22 protein-coding genes are annotated in these 25,461 nt (G+C 45.9%); 2 read left to right on the top strand and 20 right to left on the bottom strand.

Annotated features, from left to right (window positions below):
- Both BLQ87_RS29795 and BLQ87_RS29790 read left to right on the top strand, forming a co-directional pair.
- The coding region (locus tag BLQ87_RS29795; protein ID WP_143010588.1) for a DUF7507 domain-containing protein at positions 1-2,987 on the top strand (2,987 nt) is incomplete at its 5' end.
- 8 nt (positions 2,988-2,995) lie between these two features.
- A complete protein-coding gene (locus BLQ87_RS29790) occupies positions 2,996-3,994 on the top strand; it encodes a PorP/SprF family type IX secretion system membrane protein (protein ID WP_074612547.1) in 999 nt (332 codons plus the stop codon).
- Between the two features lie 14 nt (positions 3,995-4,008).
- Here BLQ87_RS29790 and BLQ87_RS29785 read toward each other — a convergent pair whose 3' ends face one another.
- From BLQ87_RS29785 to BLQ87_RS29690, 20 genes are all read right to left on the bottom strand, one after another.
- Entirely contained in the window at positions 4,009-4,440 is a 432-nt protein-coding gene (locus BLQ87_RS29785; protein WP_074612546.1) for a hypothetical protein, read from the bottom strand.
- A 125-nt stretch (positions 4,441-4,565) separates the two neighbouring features.
- Positions 4,566-6,464, bottom strand: a complete 1,899-nt coding sequence (locus BLQ87_RS29780) for a nucleoside-diphosphate sugar epimerase/dehydratase (RefSeq protein WP_074612545.1) — start codon at positions 6,462-6,464, stop codon at positions 4,566-4,568.
- Between the two features lie 4 nt (positions 6,465-6,468).
- On the bottom strand, positions 6,469-7,509 hold the full coding sequence (locus tag BLQ87_RS29775) for a GNAT family N-acetyltransferase (RefSeq protein ID WP_074612544.1): 1,041 nt from the start codon (positions 7,507-7,509) through the stop codon (positions 6,469-6,471).
- 11 nt (positions 7,510-7,520) lie between these two features.
- On the bottom strand, positions 7,521-8,558 hold the full coding sequence (locus tag BLQ87_RS29770; protein ID WP_074612543.1) for a GNAT family N-acetyltransferase: 1,038 nt from the start codon (positions 8,556-8,558) through the stop codon (positions 7,521-7,523).
- A 20-nt stretch (positions 8,559-8,578) separates the two neighbouring features.
- Positions 8,579-9,079 carry a GNAT family N-acetyltransferase gene (locus BLQ87_RS29765; RefSeq protein WP_074612542.1) on the bottom strand — a complete coding sequence of 167 codons (501 nt, stop codon included), beginning with the start codon at positions 9,077-9,079 and terminating at the stop codon, positions 8,579-8,581.
- Positions 9,076-10,038: a hypothetical protein gene (locus tag BLQ87_RS29760; RefSeq protein ID WP_074612541.1), complete on the bottom strand. Its 963-nt coding sequence runs from the start codon at positions 10,036-10,038 to the stop codon at positions 9,076-9,078. The genes BLQ87_RS29765 and BLQ87_RS29760 overlap by 4 nt, the downstream gene beginning before the upstream one ends.
- Positions 10,035-10,838 (bottom strand): phytanoyl-CoA dioxygenase family protein, encoded by an 804-nt coding sequence (locus tag BLQ87_RS29755; RefSeq protein WP_083362124.1) that lies wholly within the window; start codon positions 10,836-10,838, stop codon positions 10,035-10,037. Before BLQ87_RS29755 ends, BLQ87_RS29760 begins: the two co-directional genes overlap by 4 nt.
- Positions 10,839-10,884: 46 nt before the next feature.
- A complete protein-coding gene (locus tag BLQ87_RS29750; protein ID WP_074612557.1) occupies positions 10,885-11,913 on the bottom strand; it encodes a GNAT family N-acetyltransferase in 1,029 nt (342 codons plus the stop codon).
- Between the two features lie 26 nt (positions 11,914-11,939).
- Positions 11,940-13,082, bottom strand: a complete 1,143-nt coding sequence (locus tag BLQ87_RS29745; protein ID WP_074612540.1) for a glycosyltransferase family 4 protein — start codon at positions 13,080-13,082, stop codon at positions 11,940-11,942.
- On the bottom strand, positions 13,067-14,068 hold the full coding sequence (locus tag BLQ87_RS29740; protein ID WP_074612539.1) for a pectate lyase family protein: 1,002 nt from the start codon (positions 14,066-14,068) through the stop codon (positions 13,067-13,069). Before BLQ87_RS29740 ends, BLQ87_RS29745 begins: the two co-directional genes overlap by 16 nt.
- 6 nt (positions 14,069-14,074) lie before the next feature.
- Positions 14,075-15,130 carry an NAD-dependent epimerase/dehydratase family protein gene (locus BLQ87_RS29735; protein ID WP_074612538.1) on the bottom strand — a complete coding sequence of 352 codons (1,056 nt, stop codon included), beginning with the start codon at positions 15,128-15,130 and terminating at the stop codon, positions 14,075-14,077.
- Positions 15,127-16,983 (bottom strand): asparagine synthase (glutamine-hydrolyzing), encoded by a 1,857-nt coding sequence (gene asnB / locus BLQ87_RS29730; protein WP_074612537.1) that lies wholly within the window; start codon positions 16,981-16,983, stop codon positions 15,127-15,129. Before asnB ends, BLQ87_RS29735 begins: the two co-directional genes overlap by 4 nt.
- Positions 16,984-17,004: 21 nt before the next feature.
- Entirely contained in the window at positions 17,005-18,081 is a 1,077-nt protein-coding gene (locus BLQ87_RS29725) for a glycosyltransferase (protein WP_074612536.1), read from the bottom strand.
- Between the two features lie 9 nt (positions 18,082-18,090).
- Positions 18,091-19,245, bottom strand: a complete 1,155-nt coding sequence (locus BLQ87_RS29720) for a glycosyltransferase family 4 protein (RefSeq protein ID WP_083362123.1) — start codon at positions 19,243-19,245, stop codon at positions 18,091-18,093.
- 3 nt (positions 19,246-19,248) lie between these two features.
- Positions 19,249-20,508 carry an O-antigen ligase family protein gene (locus tag BLQ87_RS29715; RefSeq protein ID WP_074612534.1) on the bottom strand — a complete coding sequence of 420 codons (1,260 nt, stop codon included), beginning with the start codon at positions 20,506-20,508 and terminating at the stop codon, positions 19,249-19,251.
- A 6-nt stretch (positions 20,509-20,514) separates the two neighbouring features.
- Positions 20,515-21,597 carry a glycosyltransferase gene (locus BLQ87_RS29710; protein ID WP_074612533.1) on the bottom strand — a complete coding sequence of 361 codons (1,083 nt, stop codon included), beginning with the start codon at positions 21,595-21,597 and terminating at the stop codon, positions 20,515-20,517.
- A gap of 20 nt (positions 21,598-21,617) precedes the next feature.
- Positions 21,618-22,220, bottom strand: a complete 603-nt coding sequence (locus BLQ87_RS29705) for a sugar transferase (protein WP_074612532.1) — start codon at positions 22,218-22,220, stop codon at positions 21,618-21,620.
- Between the two features lie 11 nt (positions 22,221-22,231).
- On the bottom strand, positions 22,232-23,470 hold the full coding sequence (locus BLQ87_RS29700) for a DegT/DnrJ/EryC1/StrS family aminotransferase (RefSeq protein WP_074612531.1): 1,239 nt from the start codon (positions 23,468-23,470) through the stop codon (positions 22,232-22,234).
- A gap of 12 nt (positions 23,471-23,482) precedes the next feature.
- Positions 23,483-24,601: a glycosyltransferase family 4 protein gene (locus BLQ87_RS29695; protein ID WP_074612530.1), complete on the bottom strand. Its 1,119-nt coding sequence runs from the start codon at positions 24,599-24,601 to the stop codon at positions 23,483-23,485.
- Complete coding sequence (locus BLQ87_RS29690) at positions 24,595-25,452, bottom strand: glycosyltransferase family 2 protein (protein WP_074612529.1); 858 nt, start codon at positions 25,450-25,452, stop codon at positions 24,595-24,597. The genes BLQ87_RS29695 and BLQ87_RS29690 overlap by 7 nt, the downstream gene beginning before the upstream one ends.
- Positions 25,453-25,461: the final 9 nt, after the last annotated feature.

Here is a 25,461-nt window from a genome sequence, read left to right as displayed (position 1 = left end):
TAAACCTGATTCCCGGCGCAGCTGATGTTGAGGTTACTGAAGGGAACCTGACGTTCTGTACGGGAGATCAGGTGATCCTGAAGTCCAATAAAACTACAGGTAACCAGTGGTATAAAAACGGCGTTATCATCGATGGTGCCACATTGCAAAGCTATACGGCCAATACCAGTGGAACCTATACGGTTGTAGTGACAGAAAACGGTTGTCCAAGTCCTGCTTCTGCAGGAAAGGTGGTTACCGTAAACCTGATTCCCGGCGCAGCTGATGTTGAGGTTACTGAAGGGAACCTGACGTTCTGTACAGGTGATCAGGTAGTCCTTAAATCCAATAAAACTGCAGGTAACCAGTGGTATAAAAACGGCATTATCATCGATGGTGCCACATTGCAAAGTTATACGGCCAACACGAGCGGAACCTATACGGTGGTGGTAACCGAAAACGGTTGTCCAAGTCCTGCCTCTGCAGGAAAGGTGGTTACCGTAAACCTGATTCCCGGCGCAGCTGATGTTGAGGTTACTGAAGGCAACCTGACGTTCTGTACTGGAGATCAGGTAGTCCTTAAATCCAATAAAACTGCAGGTAACCAGTGGTATAAAAACGGCATTATCATCGACGGTGCCACATCGCAAAGTTATACGGCCAATACCAGCGGAACCTATACTGTTGTAGTGACAGAAAACGGTTGCCCAAGCCCGGCTTCGGCAGGGAAAGTAGTGACGGTTAATCTTATCCCTCTGGCAGCTGATGTTGAGGTTACCGAAGGCAACCTGACGTTCTGTACAGGTGATCAGGTGATTCTGAAATCCAATAAAACTACAGGTAACCAGTGGTATAAAAACGGAATTATCATCGATGGTGCAACATCCCAAAGCTACACAGCGAATACCAGCGGAACCTATACGGTTGTAGTGACCGAAAACGGCTGCCCAAGTCCTGCCTCTGCAGGGAAGGTGGTTACCGTAAACCCTATCCCAACTATCCCTACCATCACTGCCGGAACCCCAACTTCCTTCTGCGATGGTGGAAGCACCATCCTGACCTCTTCTTCCTTAACAGGAAACCAGTGGTATAAAGAAGGAATTCTGATCCCTAGTGCCACCGCTAAAACCTATACTGCAACAGAATCAGGTAACTACACCTTAACCGTAACCAGCAGAGCCGGATGTATCAGCCCAATCTCTTTACCGACCACCGTTACCGAAGTGCCTTACCCGGTAACTCCTGGTATTTCTCCATCAAACACCACTACCTTCTGTGAAGGCGGCATTGTTACCTTAACCTCAACTTCCTCATTTGGAAATCAATGGTACAAAAACGGCATCCTGATACCAAATGCGACCAATCCTACTTACGATGTAAACACCATAGGCGTATACACTGTCAAAGTCACCAATACTACCGGATGTACCAGTCCTGTTTCTGGATCAACAACGGTTACCGTAACGCCTGTTCCGAAAGGATTTGATGATAACCTAAGCCCGTTAACCTGCACACAATTTTCGTTCAGTTATCAGCTGCAGACCAACATCAACAACACGTTAAAAGGAGGGAATGCAGTCCCATCTTCCTTTACCTGGACTGTAAATTCTCCGGTACTGGGAGCAGTGAACGGTACCGGAAACACCATCAATGCCACCCTGATCAATACCAGTACAAGTCCACAAGAGGTCGTGTATACAGTTACTCCAAGAGCATTAACCGGAGGTTGTGATGGGGTTCCATTTAAAATCAAGATCAGTGTTCCGGTATGCCTCGGCATTTCAATTACCAAGACTGCCGACAGGAACTATGTTTCCTCTGCTGGAGATAAAATTAACTACACCATCACCGTTAAAAACACAGGGACTGCCAACCACAATCAGGTAGTTGTCAATGACCCTTTAACAGGAGGAGTCCTGAGCAATCCTACCGGCGACAACGGGAACAGGATTCTGGAAAAAGATGAATCCTGGATTTACCGTACTTCTTACACCCTTACCCAATTTGATTTAGACAACAATGGAGCGCCTTCAGCAAACATCAGAAAGGTACAAAACGTGGCAATGGTTCAGTCTGCAGAAGTTCCAATACCTTCAGCAGATGTAGCAGATGTTGCAATCCGCCAAAGACCAGTCATCCGTCTGGTTAAAACAGGAGTACTAAACAGCGACTACAAAACGATCAACTATACCTTCCTGATCACAAATAGAGGGAACGTTACGCTTCGCGATCTGGAGCTGACGGATCCTAAAATCCCTGGTTTGCTGATTTCCGGGCCTGCCATCCTTGCACCGGGTGCTTCAACAACCGTTAGGGCAAATTACACCATTACAGAGGCAGAGAAGAAAGCAGGGATCGTAAGAAATACCGCAACAGCAACGGGTGCTTACCGGCCCGGCGACCGGGTTTCGGATATCTCTGGAACGAATGAAAACAATGATGATCCTACAGTGATTGATGTGGTCCGTTATCCTGCCGCAGTGGATGATTTTGCAAAAACCAAAGCAGATGTAGAGGTGATGGTACCGGTGGCAAATAACGATCGCCCAAGCTTATTCCCACTGGATGTAAGCACGATCGACGTAAAAACGCAACCGCTACACGGGGTATTGCAGATGAACAAAGATGGCAAGATCATTTATCAGCCTAATAAAGGTTACTCGGGAGTAGAGAAGTTTACTTACATGATCAATGATGAGAATGGCTTGCGTTCCAATATCGCTGTGGTAACGATTAATGTCGTTCCCCCTGACCTGGAGATTCCGAATACCTTCACGCCAAACGGAGATGGAAGGAATGATACTTTCCAGGTTAAAGGAAGAGAAAATTACGATTCTATAGAGATCTCCATCTTTAACCGTTGGGGGGATGAGGTCTACAGAAGTAAAAATTATAAGGATGAATGGGATGGTGCCGGCTTAAATGAAGGTACATATTTCTATGTTTTAAAGCTTAAAAAGGGAAGTCAGGAAGAATCCCGCAGAAGTTGGGTGCTCATTAAAAGATAATTAAAACCATGAAGAAGATCAGATATGCCCTGGTACTAGCTTACCTCTGCTTCAACCTAATCGGGAGCGCAATGGCACAACAAAATATTCAGTTTTCTCAGTATATATTTAACAGTCTAAGTGTAAACCCAGGCTATGCAGGATATAAAGAGGAATGGTTTGTACAACTGGGCCTGAGGGCACAATGGGTAGGAGTAGAGGGGGCGCCACAAACGGCGATTGCCTCCATCGATGGCATCCTGGACCCCAGAGACCGGAAGATGGGGCTGGGTTTCCAGATCACAACCGATAAGATCGGTGTACAGTCTGCAACCTCTGCAACGGTGAATTATGCTTACCGTTTACAACTTAATGGCGATGATACAGAACGTTTAAGCTTTGGCCTGGGGGTAGGCGTGGCGCAATATAGCCTGAAAGGACAATTGCTCACCACCATTGATAAAGAGGATCAGGCGGTACCGGTAGGAAACCAAAGCAATCTGGTTCCTGATCTGCGCTTTGGTGTGTTTTACAATTCCGACTACTGGTATTTGGGGCTCTCTGCGCTGGATATCTTTTCCGGTCCCAAAGATGGCGGAAACAGAAACCAGTCCTCTTCCTTAAATATCATCCGTAGCCGCCATGCTTACTTCATGGGGGGCGGATTGATCAATCTCTCTCAAGACCTGAGGATCAGACCAAGCATTCTGATTAAGGAGGATTTTAGAGGGCCGACAAGCGCGGACCTGAATGCAATGGTCATCATTAATGATAAAATATGGATCGGCGCTTCTTACCGGACAGGCTTTAACCTCTGGAAGAAACAGCTGCCGAGTCTGCCCCTCGGTAACCAGAATTCCATCTCGGGCATCTTCCAGTTTTTCGTCAATGAAAGGTTTAGAATTGGTTATTCCTATGATCATGTAACGAGTAAATTAGGAAGCAACCAAAACGGTTCCCATGAGCTGACGATGGGCCTGGCCTTCGGAAAAGTGCCAAGGTCCATGATTTGCCCAAGGGTCTTTTAATTTTAAGCAAAGGCCTAATGAGTCAATGGCGAGAAATGCTGCCCTGTATTTTTTATCCCGGATACCACGCTTCCGGGAATTCCGCCATCCGCACCCGAAGGCCGGTTGAGCTGGATTAATAAATCATTGTGTTTCTCGAGTAAAGTGATGTACTTGTTCATCCAATATTGTACCGAGGTATTGTAATATTGCTGCTGATCAACATTTCCAGTCATCAGATCTGCCATAATTTTATTCCCTGCCCGGGCAAAATCCTCTGGAAATTCATTCGCAAAATCATGCCCTATAGCATGGCCGATTCTACATACCACATCAATACTGAGGTATTCCTGTTCAAACCAGTTGTAAATGGAAGTTCTGCTTACATTCAATAAGCGGGAAAGTTCACTGATGCCAATCTTGGTCCTTACGATGCGCTCAATTAAGCCGTCTTTGTTTAAAATCATAGAATAATAGATTACAGGTTTATATGGAAACCAGCACTATTACCTACACATTAAGATCAGTGGGAACTAATCATAGGAAAGATAAGAAAATTAATTCTTAATTTCAAAAAGAATAAGGTAAATATTTATTCAAATAGCAGATGGTCCAGGTCTTCATAAATGGAATTGTTGCTCCTGAACTCAGGAATGATCTCTTTCATCTTCTTCACCGTTGCATAATTGTCGTTGAGCTGATTGAGCTTTAATACCTCATCGATGACGGCTTTTACATAGGGAGAACTGTAACTGATGGTTCTGGAGATTTTGATCTTTTGATGATGGGTCGGGATGGTTTGCTCTTTCTGATGCAAGAGTTCTTCATGAAGCTTTTCTCCTGGTCTCAAACCGCTGTAAACAATTTTGATGTCCCTGATGGGGGATAGGCCTGCGAGTTTGATCATCTTTAGCGCGAGGTCTGCAATTTTGATCGGTTTTCCCATGTCAAAAATAAAGATCTCCCCGCCATTGCCCATTGCCGCTGCCTCCAATACGAGTTGTACCGACTCAGAAATGGTCATAAAGTAACGGGTGATGTCCGGATGAGTCACGGTTACGGGCCCTCCACGTTCTATTTGTGTCTTAAACCTGGGGATCACCGAGCCATTGGAGCCCATCACATTGCCAAAACGGGTCGTGATAAACCTTGGAGAACACTGTTTTTCATTTAAGGATTGTATGTAGATTTCTGCCAGACGCTTGGATGCGCCCATGATATTGGTCGGTTTAACCGCTTTATCGGTAGAGATCATCACAAATTTCTCTACGCCAAAGGCAATAGAAATGTCGGCGAGGTTTTTTGTTCCGGCAACATTGGTCAGGATGGCTTCCGCGGGATTGTCTTCCATCATAGGAACATGTTTACAGGCCGCTGCATGAAAGACAATCTGCGGTTTGTATGTTTCAAAAAGCAATTGCATCCGCTCCGGATTCTGAATGCTGGCCATATAAATCTTTACTTTATGGTCGAGAGAAAGGTCTTCCACTTCCAGCTGCAATTGATGAAGGGGTGTTTCGGCCTGGTCACATAAAATGACATATTCCGGTTGGTAATTCAGCAATTGGCGGACAATCTCAGAACCAATAGAACCGGCAGCACCGGTCACGAGAATACGTTTCCCAAGCACCTCCCGGAAGATGTTCTGGCGCTGGAGCAGGATGGGCTCCCGCTGTAAAAGGTCTTCGATCCGGAGGTCTTTCAGCTGGCTAAAATGAAGCTTGCCATAAAGCCATTGACTGGAAGGCGGAACAGTAAGGACCTTTATGCCGAGTTCTACAGATTTTTCAATGGTTCTCTTTTTACTGTCCAAACGGAGCAGATCACTGCCTACAACCAGTTTTTCAATCCCATGTTTACGCGTTAATGCTTCAATGGAGGAGGAGTGGTAAACCTTTGTTTGTTCGATATATTTGTTCACCTTATCGGAATCATCGTCAATAAATCCCATCACCTGACAACAGTTTTCCTGCAAAGCTTCCAGGGCCTGCTTCAGTAAAATGGCCGTCGCATCAGAACCATAGATCAGGATCTTTTCTTTTTGTTCTCCACTTTCCAGGTCCTTGAAATAGGCAAATAAACCTTTTACCACAATCCTTAACAGAATGAGCAGTGAGGAAGAAATGAAAAAATTGAGCAGCAGAACGGTGTCCAGCCAGGCCAGTTCCAGCTGAAGATAAGGGACAATGAAGAGGTTGCTGATGCCGGTAAATAACATGCTGCTCAGCAGGACGGCCAGGAAAATCCTCACCATATCCTTGGTGTTCGAGTACCGGATGATTCCGGTATGAATCTCCATCAGAATAAAGACGGGAATGGCGATGAAATGAAACAAAACGATATAGGCAAGGTGGCTAAGGTCCAGCAAAGCTATAAAGTCGATTCTATGGATCAATAACAAGGACATACAAAGGGCCCAGCTCAGGATAAACTGGTCAATAAATAAAATGAGCCATCTGGAATGGACTTTCTCCTGGAAGATACGTTTCATAAGATTAGAGTTTTTGTATGGGATAACGGTACAGAGGAAAGAAATCAACCTCATTACATAGTGTCATCCCTGTTTTTTGTACCAGAGATTGATATTGAGGGACATTGATGACAAACCTCCAGCTTTTATAGTTTAAAAGGAGGTCTGAGAAACCTGATTTCCATTTAAAGAGGGAATCTTCTTTAAAGCCCAGACCGCCGCCGAGGTGATAATAACGCATGCCGCACTTTCTTCCGATGAGGCTGATTTCATCTATCAGAAACTTAGCTGGCGAATTGTTGAGGTATTTGGTCCGTGTAGCCATCAGGTGACACTGCGCAATGTTTCCGGTAAAGGTCACGATGGATCCGCTAATGGCTTCCTCGCCATCGTAGACCAGTATCAGACGGCAATCGAATTCATCTGTCCCTAAAAGATCCAGGAAATAACGGAGACTAAAATGATAGTAATCCGATGCCCCGATCCTCAGCATATTCTCTTTATAGATCTCCCTGAAAGTGCTGATATCGGCTATTTTTTTTGATTCCACAACCCGGAGCCCTGCTTTCCATGATTTCTTAATGGATTCATAAATGTTCTTTTTGTATTTCTTTCGCTGCTGCTCGATGGGGACACTTAGGTCGATACAAATGGTCTTCCCATTGTCGTAAAGTCCGCCAAACCTTTCCAGAAGCAAGCATTGCTGAAACAAAGGATGAAGCCTGGAGAAAACAGAAACATGTTCTTCCTGCTTCAAAAAAGAGAGAAAGATCAGTTTAAAACGATCCATGAAACCTTCGCTGAGCTGTTCAAATTTAAGGTTGGAAACAGGTCCGGTATAACCGTATACAGAGCTGAGATCGGAGAGTGTAGAATCTTCAATCTTGCGCCGGATTAAAGGGAAAGCTATAAAGTCTGTTGCCTCCTGATAGACGAAAAGAATGGGGCTTCCACTTTCGTCAAGTGCATGGTAATGCCAGGTATGGTAAAAGTCGTATTCCGCAGACCTTTTAATATAGTCTACCCATTCTTTTTTCTGTTGGATGGTAATAAGGGTATACTGCATATGGTCAGTTTTTAATGAGCGGGAACCTGATACCTGTATAAGGGAAAGAAGTCTATATCTGCGGATTTGTCCAGCGGCAACTCTTCCAGAAGGGAATCGTAAACGACCGGATCAGCAATGTACCGCCAGCTGCTGAAATCCAGAATGAGGTCAGAGAAACAGGCTTTCCATTCAAAGAGCGAATCTTGTCTGAAGTTCAAACCTCCGCCGAGGTGGAAATATTTTGCCCCCATCCTCCGACCAATAATAGTGATTTCATCCGTGAGTAGCTTTGCCGGAGAATCCGGGAGATAGGCCGTCATGGTGCCCAGAAGATGGGCCTGAATGATGTCGTTGGTACAGACGATAAAAGCGCCGCATACTGCCTTTCCCTCAATCTCTACCAGGAGCAGTTTGCTGTTAAATTCATCGGAATGGTGGAGGTCGCTAAAATAGGATGGAGTAAAGAGGTAGTAATCTGAAGCACCAATCCTTTTCATGTTTTCGGTATAAATGGCAGCGAAAGTGCTGATGTCCCCGAGGGAAGAACATTCCCTTACCGAATAACCTTTGCGCTTCAATTGCCGGATCTTCTCCCGAAGCCGCTTATGGTATTTTTGTCGCTGTTCTTCCAAAGGGATCCGCAGGTCTATCGCAATGGTTTTTCCATTGGGGTGAATTCCACCCATAGGGGCAATGGATAAATGCTGATCAAAAAAAGGATGCAACCTCGAGAATACAGATACAAACTGCCCTTCCCTGAGGAAAGCGAGGAAGGATGCCCTGAACTGCCGAAGAAAAACAGCGCCAAGCTGTTCAAATTTAAGGTTGGAAATAGGACCCGTATATCCGTAAACTGAAGTCAGGTCGGAATATGGGGTATCTGAAATAGGCCTTTTGATCAGGGGAAAGGCAATGTAGTTTTCTCCTTCCTCGTATACAAAGAGCAAGGGCAAGCCGGTAGTGTCAAGGGAATGGTAATACCAGGTATGGTAAAAATCATGTTGTAAAGAATTTCTAACATAGTTCTTCCATTCTTCTTTTTCCAGGATCGTGATTGTTTTTTTCATCAGATAATAATTGCTGTTAGTTACAATGGATTTAACCGCTGGTACTCTTGCCGGGTCAGTATCATGTCAATAAACCGGTTGCCGTAATTGATTTGCTTAAAGCCTGTTTTTCTGTATAATGCAAGCGCTGCCTGATTTTTATGATGTACATCCAGCATGACAGTCTGCAGGTTTAACTCGCCAAAAGCATATTTAAGCATCTGTTGTGTAGCCAGAAATGCAATTCCTTTTCCCCAGAACTTTTCCGCTCCGATAAATATGTGGTAATGTGCGTTGTTATCCCTGATGTCCACCAGCTGGATATTGCCGATGTATTGATCTGAGCGTTGCAGGCAAATGGCAAAACGCCTTTCGTTCGGTCTGGCGATTACCTTTGCAATCCATTCCCGCTCTGTCTCCTGACTAACAGGCTGCGCTGCGCGATGTTTGGTATAAACCCATATTTTTGGATTGTTTCTCCATTTCCAGGCAATTTCTGCATCTGTGGGGGCCAGGGGCCTGAGGTAAACCTGGTAATTCATAACAGTGATCTGACGGTTTTAATCATATGGTCCATGTCCCGGGTGCCGTAGCGATGGTCAACAGGCAAGGGAAGAAGGTGTCTGGTCAGGTAATGCTCAAAGAGGTCCCCGCTCGCCCATTCCAATACATTGGGCCAGTAAGTAGCCACAAATATCTTTTTGGCAATTAATTCTTTTCTGGCATCGGATTGATCAATAACCAGGGGGTAAACCATTGGGCCATCAATAGGAACAAGGTTGATGGGGAGCTGATTGATAGGGCCTAAAGCTTGGTGTAAATGTTGGAAATTAGCATTTCTGATGGAGCAGCAATCCTCATAGTTAATGCCCGACAAGATCCTCTGGCTCAGCACGGACATCTTTTTGATGGGGTTATTTCCGAGAATAATATTGTTCTTCAGGTAATCGTGATATCCTGTTTCTATACTCAGGTCAATGCTCTTGATCAAATGAGAAAAGCGGTATACAGAAATGTCACTTTCCAGAGATAAACGGGTATTGCTCTCGGTATAAAGATAGGCGCCATCGGGTACGCCAAAGAATTTCCTGCAGGAGTAGAAGGTGTCTACACCCGTTACCGGCGGATGAAAAAAAGCCTGGGCATTGTCAATGATCAGGTTTTTAACCGTTCTGGAAAGTTCATGTACGGTGTCCTGTTTGATCCCGAAATAATTGGTATAGAGCAAAACCGCATTTTCTTCAAGTTCAAAATCAATCACCGGATCGAGGTGCCGGTCGATCCGGTAAAAACGGTAGGGGATACTTAACCGTCGTAAAGGTTCCAGCAATACTTCGCAGGTGAAATAGGGCAAGTAAACCAAAGTGTATTTTTTTATCCTCAGCAGGTATTCCAATGCATTCCTGCCGGTATTTAGCTTAATGAAAGATGGATAATGCTCTTGTCCCTCCGGAAGCTGGAGTTCGATATATCCACCAATTGTTTTATGTTCTTTCCTCATCCTTGTCCTTGTTTATACATTCTTCGATGTGGGGGTTGATAATATTCATATAGGTTTGCAGGGACCCTTGCATTGTATCCAATCACCTGCCGGAGTTCTTCCGACAGGCTTTCCCCGAAATCATAACCCAGAAACCGGGGGTAATCCAGTTGCTGTTTAAAGTAGGGAACGGTATAGCTCAGCGTCAGGGCCCGTCTGGGGAGCTCGGTATAGTTTTTCCCGGCGGCATGCCATAACAGGGAGTCAAATAAAATGATGCTGCCCTTTTTGGCGATGGCACGGTCTGATTTTCCGAAAAACCTAACCTCATTAGGCTTCACGTCCGTTTTATGAGAACCGGAAAGGAAAAAGGTAGCCCCGTTTTGTGCCGTGAAATCATCGAGCAGGACCATCATCTGAACCATCAGCTTCAGCTCGCCGGTAAAGCTCCGGATGTCGCGGTGGATGTTCTGGACATAAGGCCTTGCGTCTTTTAAATTGATCACACCATTGATCCCGTTCAGGATATAATTCCCCTTCAGGAACTGCCTGATCTGCTGGTCGCAATACAGCTCACTGACAAATTTTAATCCGAAATTTCCGGGTTCGAGCAAATGGTGAAGCGTTCCGGCCATGTCGAGGTCAATGCCATTCTCCCGCTGAATTTGTCGGCGGACGAGGTAGGCATCATCGAGCGATTGGTTGATCTCTTCTACAAATTCGGGACTTAACGCATTTTCGTAAATTAACCAGCCATATTTATCCATGGCGGTTTCAAAATCTTTCTCCTTTTCCGGAGGGTAGTTGAATAGGTTTTTCAAGGTTCGGTAGGTTTAAGTCTTGGGTTTAAGTCAATAGGTTTAAATTTTAGGAAATGAGCGCTCTGTATTGTGGGAAAAAGGTGCTTTCTGCAGCAGCCATTCTTGCATCAACGAGCTGCTGATACCGCTCCTGATCAGCGATGAAGCACCAGGTTTTGTCGTCCAGAATCAGATCCGAGAAAGCCGATTTGAATTGAAATAAGGAATCCGGTTTGCCATTCAAACCTCCGCCAAGGTGGTAATAGCTGATCCCGAGCTGGCGTGCAATAATGCTGATTTCATCGATGATGAGCTTGCTTGGGGAAAGCTGGGTATAGGCAGCGGCAGTGGCCGATAAATGGTTCCTGATGACATGTTTGGTGTACATGATGATGTTCCCGCAGATCGGCGTAGTGCCATCGTAAACCATAATGAGCCGGCAATCAGGCTCGGTTGTATTTAACAACCGCTTAAAATAGGCTTCATCGTACAGGTATCTGGAAGAGGCGCCATTTCTTTCCATATTGTCCAGGTACATGGCAGTGAAAGCCTTGATGTCTGCAAGGCTGTCTGCTTCCCTGATCTGGAAATCCTTGTTTCTCAATTGCCTGATTTTTCGGGCAAGCCGTTTCTCATATTTCAACCTTTGCATTTCAATAGGAATGCGGAGGTCGATGTATACCGTTTGCCCGTTGTCCCGCAGTCCGCCGATCTTTTCCAGTAAGCGGGGCTGATCGAGGAAGGGCTGGAGCCGGGAAAAGACACAAACATGTTTGCCATGCTTCATGAAGTCCAGGAAAGACAGTCTGAACTGATCGATCAGCGCCTCGTCAAGCGTCTCGAAATCCCGGTTGGAAATTGGGCCGGTATAGCCGTAAACTGAAGTGAGGTCAGACCAGTCCGTGCCTTCTATCGCTCTTTTGAGCAGGGGCAAAGCGATGAAAATATCCTGCTCCTCGAAAACAAAGAGAAAAGGATCGGTATCTTCTCCCAGGGAGTGATAAGACCAGGTATGGTGGAAATCATGGTGGATGGAACGTTGTACATAAGCGGTCCATTCCAGTCGTTGTCGGATGGTGATGAGCTGATAAGTCATAGTTGTTTTTTTATCAGAAGCAGTAATCAAGCCTCCTGCAGAATATGAAGCATGCGTTCATTAATAAGGCTGATTTCAAATTTTTCTTTAGCGAACTTTCTGCCGTTCAGGCCAAACTGGACAACATCAGTGGTGTGTTTGCAGAAATATTCCATGCTGGAAACCAGGGCAGAAACATCTTTAACAGGAACTAATAATCCGTTGACGGCAACCGGGTTAACCGTCTCTTTACAGCCTACGGAATTACTGGTAATAATTCCCCTTCCCATGGCCATCGCCTCGAGCAAACTCCTCGGGACGCCCTCTCCGTAATAGGAAGGAAGGACTACAATAGAAGCATTGGCCAAAAAAGGACGTACATCAGACACTGAGCCATAGTATTCGATCACTTCACCTGAACTGATTTTTTCGTATAACTCCGGACCAATCGCATCAATGTTAGGGTCAAAAGGACCAATCAGCTTAAACCTGATTTCCGGATAGCGCTGCCGCATCAGCTTTGCGGCTTCATAAAATTCTCGGATCCCCTTGGCATTGATCAGCCTGGAGATCATGAGGAAACTTAAGGGCGTGGTCCGGGGAGGAGTATAGTGATAATGACTGAGGTCTACACCCGAACCATTGACGACGTACGATTGGTGTCTGGGGCCAATAATGCCCCTGGTGATCAGTTTTTTCCGGTCGTCCTTGTTCTGAAAAATGATCCTCAGTCCGGGATCTGCCCTCAAACTAAATTTTAAAAGCATTCTGGTGATCATGCTGACCAGTCCTTTCCTCTGGTTTACATCGCTGAAATTATAACCCAGGCCGGTTAACATAGGGGTGATCCGCCTTACGCGACAAAATTTGGCCACCAGGGTCCCGTAAATCACAGGCTTAAAAGCGTAAGGAAAAAAGACATCCGGTTGAACCTCTTTAATCACCCGGTATAAAGCACAGAGGTATCGTATATCTGAAAATACAGCGACATGACTCGGTTTTAAATTGTTCTCCCTAAGCTGTACGCCCATATAGAGCAACTGCGCTCTGATCTCCTGCCTGCCGATTTTAGGACTGAATACGATGACCTCATTTCTGATCAGCAATGCTTCAATTAATTTGCCGCGGAAATCCAGCAGGGAATCTGAAGAATCACAAACTACTAGTATTTTCTTTATTTTTCGTTCCATAATAAATTAGGTTTTGCGCCCGCACCATTGCGTACCGCCTCAGGAACTTCCTGTACAGGAAGCAAGCGGGAAGCATAAGGATAGTCTGGTTTCCACAAACAAACGCCGGTGCTGATGGTATTCTTTCCTGAGCGCCGGTAAACGTTGCTGTTTCCACCGCTGACATAACCTGGCTTCGCATTGAAGTCTGTCTTGATGGGCTGGACCGCGTTTTCAAAGTAATTGTTGTCGGTACGGACGGTAGCATCCATTGTAGAGCCAATCCCATACCCGCTGCTGTCTTTGATGTAGTTGTTGATCACATGCACTTGTCCGAACCGAACGCCGGGCTGCCTTTCCGAATTGTTGTAGAAATAATTCTTATAAACAGTCACCCGCAGATGCCCGGCATCATTCGTATTTTCATCGCCAAAACCAATGAGCATCGCCTTATGGTTATCGTGCAGCTTGTTCCAGGATAAGGTCACATAGTCGGCCTTGTTGCCAACATCCAGCAGGCCGTCATAATAATCCCAGCCATGATCACGATCGGAAGATAGGCTGCAATGGTCTACCCAGACATGATGGGCGCTTTCTTTAATCACAATGTTGGAATAAGAAACTACATTTCTGATGGTCATATTCCTGATGATCACATTGTGATGCCCGTAAATCAGCAGGCCGATACCTTCTATCGATGATCCGCCTTCTCCGATAATCGTCTTATCAGATTTAATATTGATGAACCCTTTTCCTTTGATGTTTCCGGAGTAGCGGATGGTCATCGGAAAGGTAGAACTGGCTGCTGCACGGAATGTGGCAAGTGTCGAAACCCGGACAACAGGGCCGTTTTTGCCGCCGGTGGTGCGGCCGTTGACCATCGCAAAACCAATGATTTCCGGCTGCTGCACCCTGGGTTCAGGAAAGAAACCAGGGCCGAAACCAAGGCCGAAACCGGGAAAGAAACCTGGAAAGAATACATACAGGAGTAAAAAGAGAAAATACATGATGATTTAATTTTTAGAAGGTACCGATACCGCAATCCGGTCTGTGTCTTTCTGATAAAATTCCTGGTACCAGGTCACAAAGTTTTTAACGCCTTCTTCTATCGAAACCCAGGGTTGATGAGGGCATAAGGATTCCAGTTCCCCAATGTCAGCCCAGGTCTCCAGGACGTCACCGTCCTGCAGGGGTAAGTATTCCCGCTTTGCCGGGGTGCCGAGGTTTTTCTCAATCTCCTGAATGAAATCAGTCAGGCTTAACGGTGCGCCTCTGCCGATGTTAAAAACACGGTGTGGGACAGGGGTATCCGCTGGTTGAGGCCGGTCCAGAATGAACAACATCCTGGAAATGATGTCATCGATATAAGTAAAGTCTCTTTTCATCGCGCCGTTGTTAAAGACCTGAATGGCCTTTCCGTCCGTAATGGCCCTGGTAAAAAGAAATAAAGCCATGTCTGGCCTGCCCCAGGGGCCGTAAACGGTAAAAAACCGAAGGGCAGTAGCGGGAATCCGGAACAGGTGACTGTAAGCATGTGCCATGAGCTCATTACTTTTTTTAGAAGCAGCGTACAGGGAGGCAGGACGGTCGGTCTGCTGTGCTGTAGAAAATGGCATTTCTTTGTTTAAACCATATACACTGGAAGAACTGGCATAAAGGAGCTGCCTGATCCGGTTGTAACGGCAACATTCGAGCACATTTAAAAAACCTTTGATGTTGGAATCAATATAGGCGTCAGGATTGGTTAAACTATAGCGTACACCAGCCTGCGCAGCAAGGTGACAGACGGCTTCAAATTCATAGGTCTCAAAGAGCGTCTGCATGCCAAGTGTATCACAGATGTCCAGTTTGATAAAGGTATACTGACCATATTTGTCGCTGTCTATAGGTTTTGCATAATTAATTTCAGTAGCCTCAATCCCCATTTTTGCTAAGCGTGCATATTTCAGACTGACCTCATAATAGTCATTGATGTTGTCTATTCCGATTACTTCATCGCCACGCTCCAATAAAGCTTTTGCCATGTGGAAGCCTATAAATCCGGCTGTTCCGGTTACCAATACTCTCATAATGCGTTGCCTTTTTGAATGAGTTTCTTATACCATACCTCAAGGCCGAAAACACAGAAAAGCATTTTTGCCCTTCTTTCGTCCGAAACCCTGATCTTTTTTGCAATGAGATCTTCAATGAAACTTTTTTTGATGATCCTGGAATAAAGCGTGTCCTTCGCGAGCAGATAGTCGTTAATCACGGTTTTGAGCTCCTCATCTACCCATTTGCGGAGGGGGATCTCAAATCCCCTTTTGGGCTGATTGATGAGCTCTTCGGGTAAATAATTTACGGCCAGGTCCCGGAGAATGGATTTAGTGGTCACATTGTGAATCTTGAAATGATCGGGTAAGCCAGGCGCAAATTCCAGGAGTTCTTTTGATAAAAACGGACTCCTTCCTTCGAGGGAATGGGCCATGGTCGCAATGTCCATCTTGGGTAAAAGCCGACTAAATAACATGGACTGGAAGTCCATCAGCAGGATCTTGTTCAATGCGCTGAGGGGCAGTTTGTTGATGGCGAGCAGGTCTGCAGAAATGTCTTTCATCAAGGGCCTCCTTAAAAACTGATCTTCAAAACCAACAAATAAATCAGAAGATGCAGAACAGTAGATCTTTACGACATCGGTATAACTTGCGAATTTCAATAAACGGTACAGATAGGTGTAATAACTCTGCTTTTCGTTCGCTATGGGCAGGATTCCTGCGAGGATCTTTGCGCTGATTTTGGTCAGGTTATTGGGCTGAAAGAAGTCTAAATGCCGGAAAGGAACATAACGGCGGTAACCGCCAAACAGTTCATCGGCCCCATCGCCATTCAGGACCACGGTGGTGTGCTGTTTTGCGGCCTTGGCTACATAATAACTGGGGATGGCAGAGTTGTCGCAATTCGGCTCCCCATGACCGCTTAAAATGGTTTCAATGTCGTCCTGCAGACTGGAAAAGTCTATGTCTACCACAGTATGGTTGGTGCCGTATCTTTTGGCTACTTTCGCGGCGAGCCCGGATTCATCATAACTCCCGGGAAGGCGGACGGTAAAGGTGTTGAGGCGGCTGGCATGTTTTGCGGCGATGGCAGTGACGAGGCCACTGTCTATTCCGCCACTTAAAAAGGAGCCTACATCGAGGTCGGAACTGTCCATCCTGCGGTGGACGGCAAATTGCAGCAAATGGTCGAGCTGCGCAATCGAGTCTTCATGGTTGAGCTTGCTTTCCTGTCTATAGCCTTCTTCCATGTTAAACCAAGTCACTTCCTGTTCTTTCATGTTTTGTGGATCAAGCTTTAAATAGTGGCCGTTTTCGAGTTCAGAAACATGGAGATAGGGGGTCGATTTCCGGTAATGATATCCAAGATAGAGGTAATCGGAGAGGGCAGCATAGTCGATCTCCGGTTGGGCAATCTGCGACAGGATATTGAGCTCCGAAGAAAACATCCAGGTATTTCCTTTTCGGTAGATAAACAGGGGCTTTTTGCCGGCCCGGTCTCTGGCGAGGTAAAGCATCCTGTTTTTAAGGTCGTACAGGGCAAAGGCAAACATGCCGTCAAACTCTTCCAGCATTTTCATGCCCATGAGTTCATACATCATCAAAATGGTTCTGGTGTCTGAATTGGATGCCGATTCGAGTCCGTATTTTTCCCGCAGTTCGAGGTGGTTGTAAATCTCCCCATTGAACGCAATCATTAAGCCGTTGTATTCCATAGGCTGTTTCCCCATAGGGCTGAGGTCCTGAATGGCCAGACGGGTATGGTACAGGTGGAGGTTGTCGATGCTTTGCCGGTCCTGCTCATCGGGGCCGCGGTGCCATAAGCCCTGGAAGATCTTTTGCTGATCTACCGGAATTTCATAATTTATTGTTCCAAATATTCCGCACATAATTTCTTTTTGTTTTTTATGCTATGTATTGACAATCAGTTCCATCCATTGATTTAAGATCTGTTGCTCACTGAAATGTGTTTCAATATATTTTTTCCCGTTTTGCCCGAGCACATATCGCCCTGTTGGGCTCATGTCCATCATCTTTTTCATTTGACCGGCAAGGCTCTGGGCATTTAAGGGCTCAGAAAGCATCCCGCAGTTTGCGGCTTCAATGAATTCTTTATTGCAGTCGATCGCAGTCACGACAACCGGTTTCCCATGTGCCATCGCTTCGAGAATGGCGTTCGGCATGCCCTCATAATGAGAGGAAAGCACAAAAGCATCGGCCGCCTTTAAGTATTCAGAGGTGTTTTGCCTGAAACCCAGAATCCGTACGTAGTTCTGAATGCCCAGGTCAAGGATCATGCGGTGTGGCCAGGTTTCTTCGTTTAATTCACCGATAATCTCCAGCCGGAATGCTCCGGGTTTAAGCAGGGCAATCGCTTCAAAAAGCGTGACGTAGTCTTTGTTCCACCTGAAATGTGCCAGACAGACCCAGGTAAAGACCGCTCTTGGCCGACAATTAATACGACTTAAATCAGGAATAGAAATGGCATTATGGATCACCAAACCACCTTTTTTGGCGAGCTTTAAGCGCTCAAAGTTGTCTTTCGAAGCCTTTGAGTTAAAAACGAGGGCATCGTCCATGCCTATGGATAACTTATAGGGGAGGTACCATTTCCTGTGGATCACAGAGGTCCTGATCGAAGAAATTAACTTGAAGTCCAAACTCATCTTTAGCATCCTCGCAAATAAAATGGCGATGAACATAAAGGCGACGACATGCTCGGGCCGGAAATCCCTGATGAGCTTTTTTAACTGCATCCAGTTGTGTGCCGGCCGGCCAAACCAGCTTTTTAAATAGGCGATCCTGATGCCCATTTTAGAAAAGTCCGTCTCGAACTCATTAATCGGCTTTAATGAAATGATCATCACTTCAAAATCATGGGCATTCAGGAATTGAGCTATTTTTAGCAATTGTGTCTCTGCACCTCCTTTACTCAAAGAAGGACTGATGAAGAGCACTCGCTTCTTAGGACTGTTCTCTGTGTTCATATAAATGCTTTAAAAAGAAGGGGTAGGTAAATGATGGAAGGCTTGTAGTTCAGGGGTTTGCTGCTGGTAGGCCCTGTTGTAGTTTCTGGCAGTAATAGAAATGTGGTAGTTCGAGAGGAAGCTCTGTTTACCTTTATAGCGGATCATTTCTTTATGGGGATGGTATAAGGCTTCTTTAATCGCATCGCAATAGCTGTTTACGCTTTTATCCTTACTCAGAAAACCGTTATGACCATGCCTGATCATGTTCTTGATGCCGCTAACGGGGGTACATATGGGAATACAGCCGACAGAAAATGCCTCAATAATGGAAATTGGCATTCCTTCGTAAAAGCTGGACAGACAAAAAGCATCTGCCAGGGATAGATAGTCGACCACATTGTATTTGCCGCCCAGAAAGCGGATGTGCGGATCTCCGGATGCCATCCGCTGTAGCTTCTGGTGCAAAGACTCATTTTTGGCCTCCCCAATGAGCAGAAGACTGCATTTCTTCGTTTCAGTGCTATTGAATTGCTGAACTGCTTCGATCAGTAATTCCTGATTCTTCTGTGCGGTAATCCTGGCAACGTGGACGAGCAGGAAAGTGTCGGAGCCTAAACGGTGTTCTTTAAATACTTCCTTATAGGCGGGTGTTTGAACCAAATCCGGACGACCGTTGGGAATTAAAATGTCGTTACCAAGGCCATAACATTCCTGAAAGGTCTGTTTTACATCTTCAGATATGGTAATGGCCTGTACTTTGTTCTTTTTGTAACAGGTCTTCCGGAAAATCCTGGCAAAGTAACTGGGACATTCTTTTGTGGCAATGTTGTGCAGGGTATGAAAGAAACGGGTCCGGGAACTGCGTAAAAAATACAAAGCCAGGTATTCAAACCCGTTTAAATGGCTATGCACGAAATCCGGATTTTCTGTTTCCAGCCAGGCGGTAAGCCGGAACATCACGAGGAAATTGATGCCGGGGCCTTTCCCAAAGGAAATATACCTGACCTTGTCCTGGATTTCTTTTCTGAAACCCCTTTCCAGGTCATTGCCGCGAAGAGAGAGGAGCGATACTTCATACCGCTCGTCCTTCGCGAGTTCGTTACAGAGGTCAACTACAAAGCGCTCCGCGCCACCCTTGGTTAAAGAACCAATCAGGTGCATTACTTTAATTTTTGATGCCATTTTTTATAGGTGTTGGAGCGCGATGTAGCGACCTGTGTATGCTGTTTGTTGCGCTGCTGCAAATTCTTCTTCCAATACGGGAGCTGCTCTGCCGTTTAGAAAATGAAGGTGGAGAATCGCGAAGTAGAGGAAAAAGGTAGGCCCGTTTGCACTGAGCAGCCAGGAGTTGTGGGACAATGAATTGATGGAAACGGCAAGGAAAGCCCCGCAGAGACAAACCATCATTGCATTTTCTTTTTTCCGGACCTCCCGCAATGCCCTGATCGCGATGCGGAGGACCTTGTAATACAGGGCGATGAGGAGTGCAATGCCGAGTATCGGGCCGAGGTAAGTGAGGAACATGAGGTAGGCATTATGGGAAGTAATTCCGGAAGAAAACACCTGGTTCCGGTAAATGACATCTCCCCAGGTTTTTCCGTAAAAGATTAATCCATAGGGGTATTCTGCACAGATCCTTAGGTTTTCGGCAGTAAGGGTGGTTCGGTCGTACTCCGAAGAACTCTGTTCGTTTTTGCTGAGAATGTTGTTGTAGCTGTCGAAATTTTCTTTGAGGACAAAGGTGTAGAGGATCGCGCCGGCAGCAACGGCTAGGACGACAATAAGTACGGCCTTATACCTGTAATAAGCCCATAAAAATAGAAATGAAGCGCATAAAAAGCCGATAAATACCGAACGCTGCATACCGAGGTAAATAAAAATAAGACAGCTGAGCAAAATAGCGGCCTTGACCACAAAATGCTTTTTATAGACGTAACTGTAAATGAAAAGAAAAGGAACAAGCGCTGCGAGCTGATAACCGAAGTTAAACTGGTAAACCGCAATGCCGGAAGGACTCTGTATCACCTGTTCGCCCATGAGCAAAGAGCGGAGCGAATTGATCTTTTCAGGATAGAAAGGGTTGAGCACGAGTACCAATGCTGAAAAGAGCAACAGGCCATAAAATACATAGATGGATACCTTAAAACGTTTTCTGTTTGTACCCGAAAAATAGTTGAAATAAAGCGCGCACATGCTGATGTTAATGGCATTGGAAAGGAATACTTTGTGATCTGATAAGCCAACCACATCGTATAAGAAACTGCCAGTCCAGATGACCAGGAGTTCCGGGCCATAGAGGAAGCTGATCCGGTCTTCTTTAAACAAGGTGATCAGCGGCAAACAAAACAATAGCGGCGCAGGGATCCTGATCATTTCCGTTAAGAAAATGCCGTAGGAAACAGAATAGAGGTAAAGTGCAACAAATAAAAAGATCAGATATTTCATGTTTCCTTAATTGAGTATTTGCAGGATAGACTGGATAAAGCTGTCGCCATCGTTGATCGCGCTCCGGTAACGTTCCTGTCCGTTTTCTGCGATTTGTTTGTAATACGGGTACTGAGCGGTCACGAAATCCAGCGTTTCTTCCAGGTCTTCCATATCCCAGCGAAGGGGGATATAGGTTTCCTGCGGGATAAATAGCTGGGGATAGGTGTCCAGGTGTTCCATCGAAGGTTTAATCAGGATCGCACCTGCAATAAAGGTCTCAAAATCCCGGTAACAAATCTCTCCCCAGCCGAAAGGACTGATGCTGAGCTTTGTCTTTCTCATTTCCCGCCAGTAGCGGAATTTAGAGACATTGGGGCCACTGGCGATGTTCATATTCAGGTTGTCAAAGAGGTGAAGAATGGTGTTCCGCTGATAGGAAACTGTATTTTTAAGGTCCTTGCCACGATGGATACTTCCCCTGAAGGTCAGGTCAAAAGGCCGTTCCTTTTCTACTTTGCTAAACCTGGTCGGATAGAGGTAATAACTGAGGTAATTGCTCAGCCTTCCCATTTTGTAACCGAAATAACGGTAGTCGTTCAGGCCGATATTCCAGCCGAGTTTTACTTTGTGCAGCTGGTCTTTCGGACAGGGCTTAAATTCGGTGATTTCAGTTTTTAACTTTCTGTTGTTTAGCCAGATGCGGAGGTCGTTCTCTGTGTCCTTTTCGGTGTAATAGCGCTTGTCTTTCAGCATTTGTTTCTTCAGGAAAATATCTACAAAGTCGATGATGGGGAAGTCGCTGGAACCGCTGGAATCGGCAGCATCAAACCAGATGAGCTTGCCCACCGTTTTCTTTAATCCTGATAGAAATAAGAGCAATTCGTATTCATTTTCAGGACTCCGCTTATAGATGTCCTGCCAGCCATTGATAAAGTACCTGGAATGGATGAGCAGGAAATCTGCATTCCTGAGCTTACTGCTGGTATGATCGGTATAAAATTCAAGTTGTATCCCGCTTTCTCTCAGCTCCCGTCGCCATTTATGGAAAGGATGTGTTTCTGAAAAAAACCTTTGGGAAGGCCAGTCCAGGATTTTTAGTGTTTTCATGATGGAGGGGGATGGGAGATTTAATGGTGTTTCAGGACAATGCATTTCAAGGTCATGAGCATGATGTGGAGGTCAGTCCAGAGGCTCTTATGGTCGATGTATTTCAGTCCTTGCTGTAGTTTCTTTGGTATAATATCAGTCCGGTAAAAATGTTCAGGATCACTGGCCCTGGCCAGCAGCTCACTTTCATCAATGTATTCAATGGAGGCCCAGTCTGTAATTCCCGGCCTTACGCTGAGTACGCGCTGTTGTGCAGGGTTGTATAGGGCAACGTACTTGCTGACTTCCGGTCTGGGGCCGACAAAGCTCATCTCGCCCCTGAGGATGTTCAGCAGCTGCGGAAGCTCGTCTATCTTATACTTCCTCAGCCAGTATCCGGCCCTGGTAATGCGGCGGTCATGATCACCAACAGTGAGTAAACCTTGCCGGTCTGCACCACCACACATCGTTCGGAACTTGATGAGCTGAAAGCAGACCTTTTTCCTGCCCACACGGGTCTGACGGTAAAAAACAGGGCCTTTAGAATCGAGTTTTACACAAACGGAGATGAGGATAAACAGAGGGGTCAGGAGGATCAGCGCGCATAGTGAAAGCAACAGGTCGAAAATTCGTTTAGGGTCCATATGCCATCGGTTTAAGCGGTTGTTTTCAAAGGAGAAATGCCGAGATGAAGCTGTACCGTACTGATCACAGATTCGATGATGTAATCGACCTCCTCAATGCTCAGTTGCGGATAGATGGGCAGGGAGATCTCACAGGCGTATTGTTTATAGCTGTTGGGATAGTCTTCCATCCGATATCCGGTCTCTTTAAAATAACTGAGCATAGGCATAGGGATGAAATGTACATTGACCACAATTCCGAGCCCAACGAGCTGGTCAATAATCTGATCTCTCTGTTCTTCGGAAATGCCTTTTATTCTCAAAGGGAAAATATGGTAGGAAGATTCCCTGGAATTGTCTTTTAAGGCAGGGGCGGTAAACCAGCTGTAGGCATTGAAATGGTGACAATACTTTAACGCAATGTGCTTTCTTGAAGGCAAAAGCAGGTCTTTGTATTGCCTGATCTGTGCCAGGCCTATAGCGGCACAAATGTCTGGCATATTGATTTTTAAACCCTGGTAAAGGATGTCGTATTTCCAGTTGGCCCCCCTGGATTTCGCGTAGGCATCTTTATTTTGTCCATTCAGGGCAAAGACTTTTAAAAAGCCGTATTCCGCTTCGTGGTTAAACTGTTCCGGCAGGTTCAGACAAATACAACCACCCTCAGCAGTGGTGATGTTCTTCACGGCATGGAAGGAATAGATGGTAATGTCGCTGGCCAATGCGGCAGATTTACCGCCATAGCGGGCACCGATAGAGTGGGCGGCATCTGCGAGGAGTAAAATCCTTCCTAAAGCACGTTGTTTTTCTGAGGCGGGGATAAATTGTTCCTGAATCTCTGGCTGTTTGAGGAGGGTATTGATGGCCTGATAGTCGCAGGGCAATCCTGCAATATCTACAGTAATGATGGCTTTTGTTTGGTGATTGATGGCTTTCCTGATCTCGGCCGGATCGATGGTCAGGTCGTCGGAAATGTCGACCATCACTGGTTTTGCACCACAATGTAATACGCATAAGGCAGTGGCGCAATACGAATAGGCGGGTATAATGACCTCATCTCCGGCTTTAATGCCAAACCATTTCAGCATCATAATGGCACCTGAAGTCCAGGAGTTTACGCATACTGAGGCTTTAGACCCGGTCAGTTCCATCATTTCTGCTTCAAGAGCTTTCACTTTGGGACCTGAGGTAATCCATCTTGATTCCAGGGTGTCAACCACTTCATCAATTACATTTTGATCAATAAACGGAGGTGAGAATGAGATGTTCATAGCTTTATAGGTTTAGATTTTAGTACTCCTGCGGATCAGTTCCAGCCATTTGGCTGAAGTGTTAGCGAGAGAGTTGGTTTCGTTGATTCGTTTGGCATTGAGGGCAAGCTTTGCTTTAAGGATCGGGTCGTCCAGGACCATTTTTATGGCAGTAGCCATCTGGTAGATATTCCCTGTTTTGATCAGAAGTCCGTTTTTTCCGCTTTCGAGAATGTCTGAAGGGCCATATTCACAATCCGTGGCGATACAGGCGGTGCCCATGCTCATGGCCTCCAGAAGGGCATTGGGATAGCCTTCATTCCTGGAAGAGAGGACAAACAGTTCCGCCTGACGGTAATAGTCCTGCATGTTTTCCCGGAAGCCAATGAGTTTTACACGCTCACTTAAACCGAGTGCGCTGATTTGCTCTTCCAGCAGGGCCCGTTGTTCTCCTTCCCCGGAAATCAAAAGGTGTACGTTTTTTTCTTCCACCCTCCGGAAAGCCGCGATGAGCAGGTCAAATCCTTTTTGTGGACTCAACCTGCCGGCGGCAAGGATAAACCTGCCCGGATAGACAGGCTCCTTGGTCGGGATGGGAAATTCGCTGATAGGGTTGTTGATCACCTCGAAATTGCAAAGCTTTTTAAAGGGACTGGTCTTCCGGAATCCCTCAATCATCCCTTTTGAGGGGAGCACCACTGCCTTTGCCCGTTTGTAAACCGCGAAAGAAAGCCGTTTTAATAAAGGGTTAAACCGGTTCAGGGTATAGTCCGGAGTAATGCGTTCAGAAACAAGGTAAGGTATGTTTAAGGAGAGGCAGGTCAGCCCGGTCCAGATGTTGGCAGAAGTCATAAAAGAGATGGCACATGCCGGTCTTTCCTTTTTTAAAAAGCGCCGTAGCCGGGAAAAACTGAGCCCGGCATACCAGATCCGAAAGAAAAGACCTGTTCTTCTTGTGCTGCTGACCAGGGAAATGACCTGGATGCCCTCCGACAAAAAATAGGCCGGTTTGGAGGCATTCAGGCAAACGATGCTCACCTGAAATCCTGCCGCATCGTAGTAATTGGCGAGGTTGGAAATGACCCGTTCCGCACCACCGCCATGAAGGGAGCTAATGGCAAAAAGTAGTTTTTCAGGAGATTCGGTTACCATAATGCGGTAATGGTTTTAATGGCTTTGTTAAACTTGAAATAGCGGAGGTCAAAAAGAAGATACTGGCGCAGGTAGATTTTCAGCAGCGCTCTCTTTTGAAGGGAAGAGCATTTGAAATTCCGGATCATCAGGTTGAAATCACTGACCATCCTTGATTTCCTGATTTTAGGGTCGATCATGCTCCAGATTCCGCCGGTATGGAGGCGGTAACAAGCCATGACCTGAGGGATGACATAAATCTTCTTCCCGGTACTGATGGCGTGTAGTTTGAACAGGGTATCAGAACCGTAAGTCTGGTAATACCATTTCTTTAAGCCGATTTCCCGTACTTCCCGGCTGTTTCTAACCATCAGAGAACAGATCCTCGTTTCATCTCTCCGGCCCAGCAAGAGGTCTTCGTAGCTGAATTCCATGCTCACCGGAGTAGGGTGCAGGTAAACCGTCTGATCGTAATCATTGATCACCCGGGTATAATGACAGCAGATGATGTATTCCGGATGGCTTTCCAGAAAATCGACCTGCTTTTGCAGTTTGAAGGCATCGGTCCAGAAATCATCCCCATCACACATCGCAATGTATTTTCCACTGGCCACATTCATCGTTCGCAACTGGTTTTTTATAGAGCCTACATTTCCGTCGGACGTTACCATATGGATGAGGCCGGGATGCTTCCGCTGGTAATATTCCAGGATGTTTTTGGTGTTGTCGGTAGAATGATCTTCGCCAATGATGATTTCAAACTTGAAATTGCAGTCCTGCATTAAAAAGCTTTCTATGGTCTGGGCGATGTATTTTTCATGGTTATAGGTGATACAGCAAATGCTGACCATGATGTCTGTCTGAGGTTCCATATCAGGTTC

This window comes from Pedobacter steynii (assembly GCF_900103665.1).
Taxonomy (GTDB): Bacteria; Bacteroidota; Bacteroidia; order Sphingobacteriales; family Sphingobacteriaceae; genus Pedobacter; species Pedobacter steynii.
Note: the sequence above shows the minus strand (reverse complement) of the source record. Positions and strands in the feature narration are given on the sequence as shown.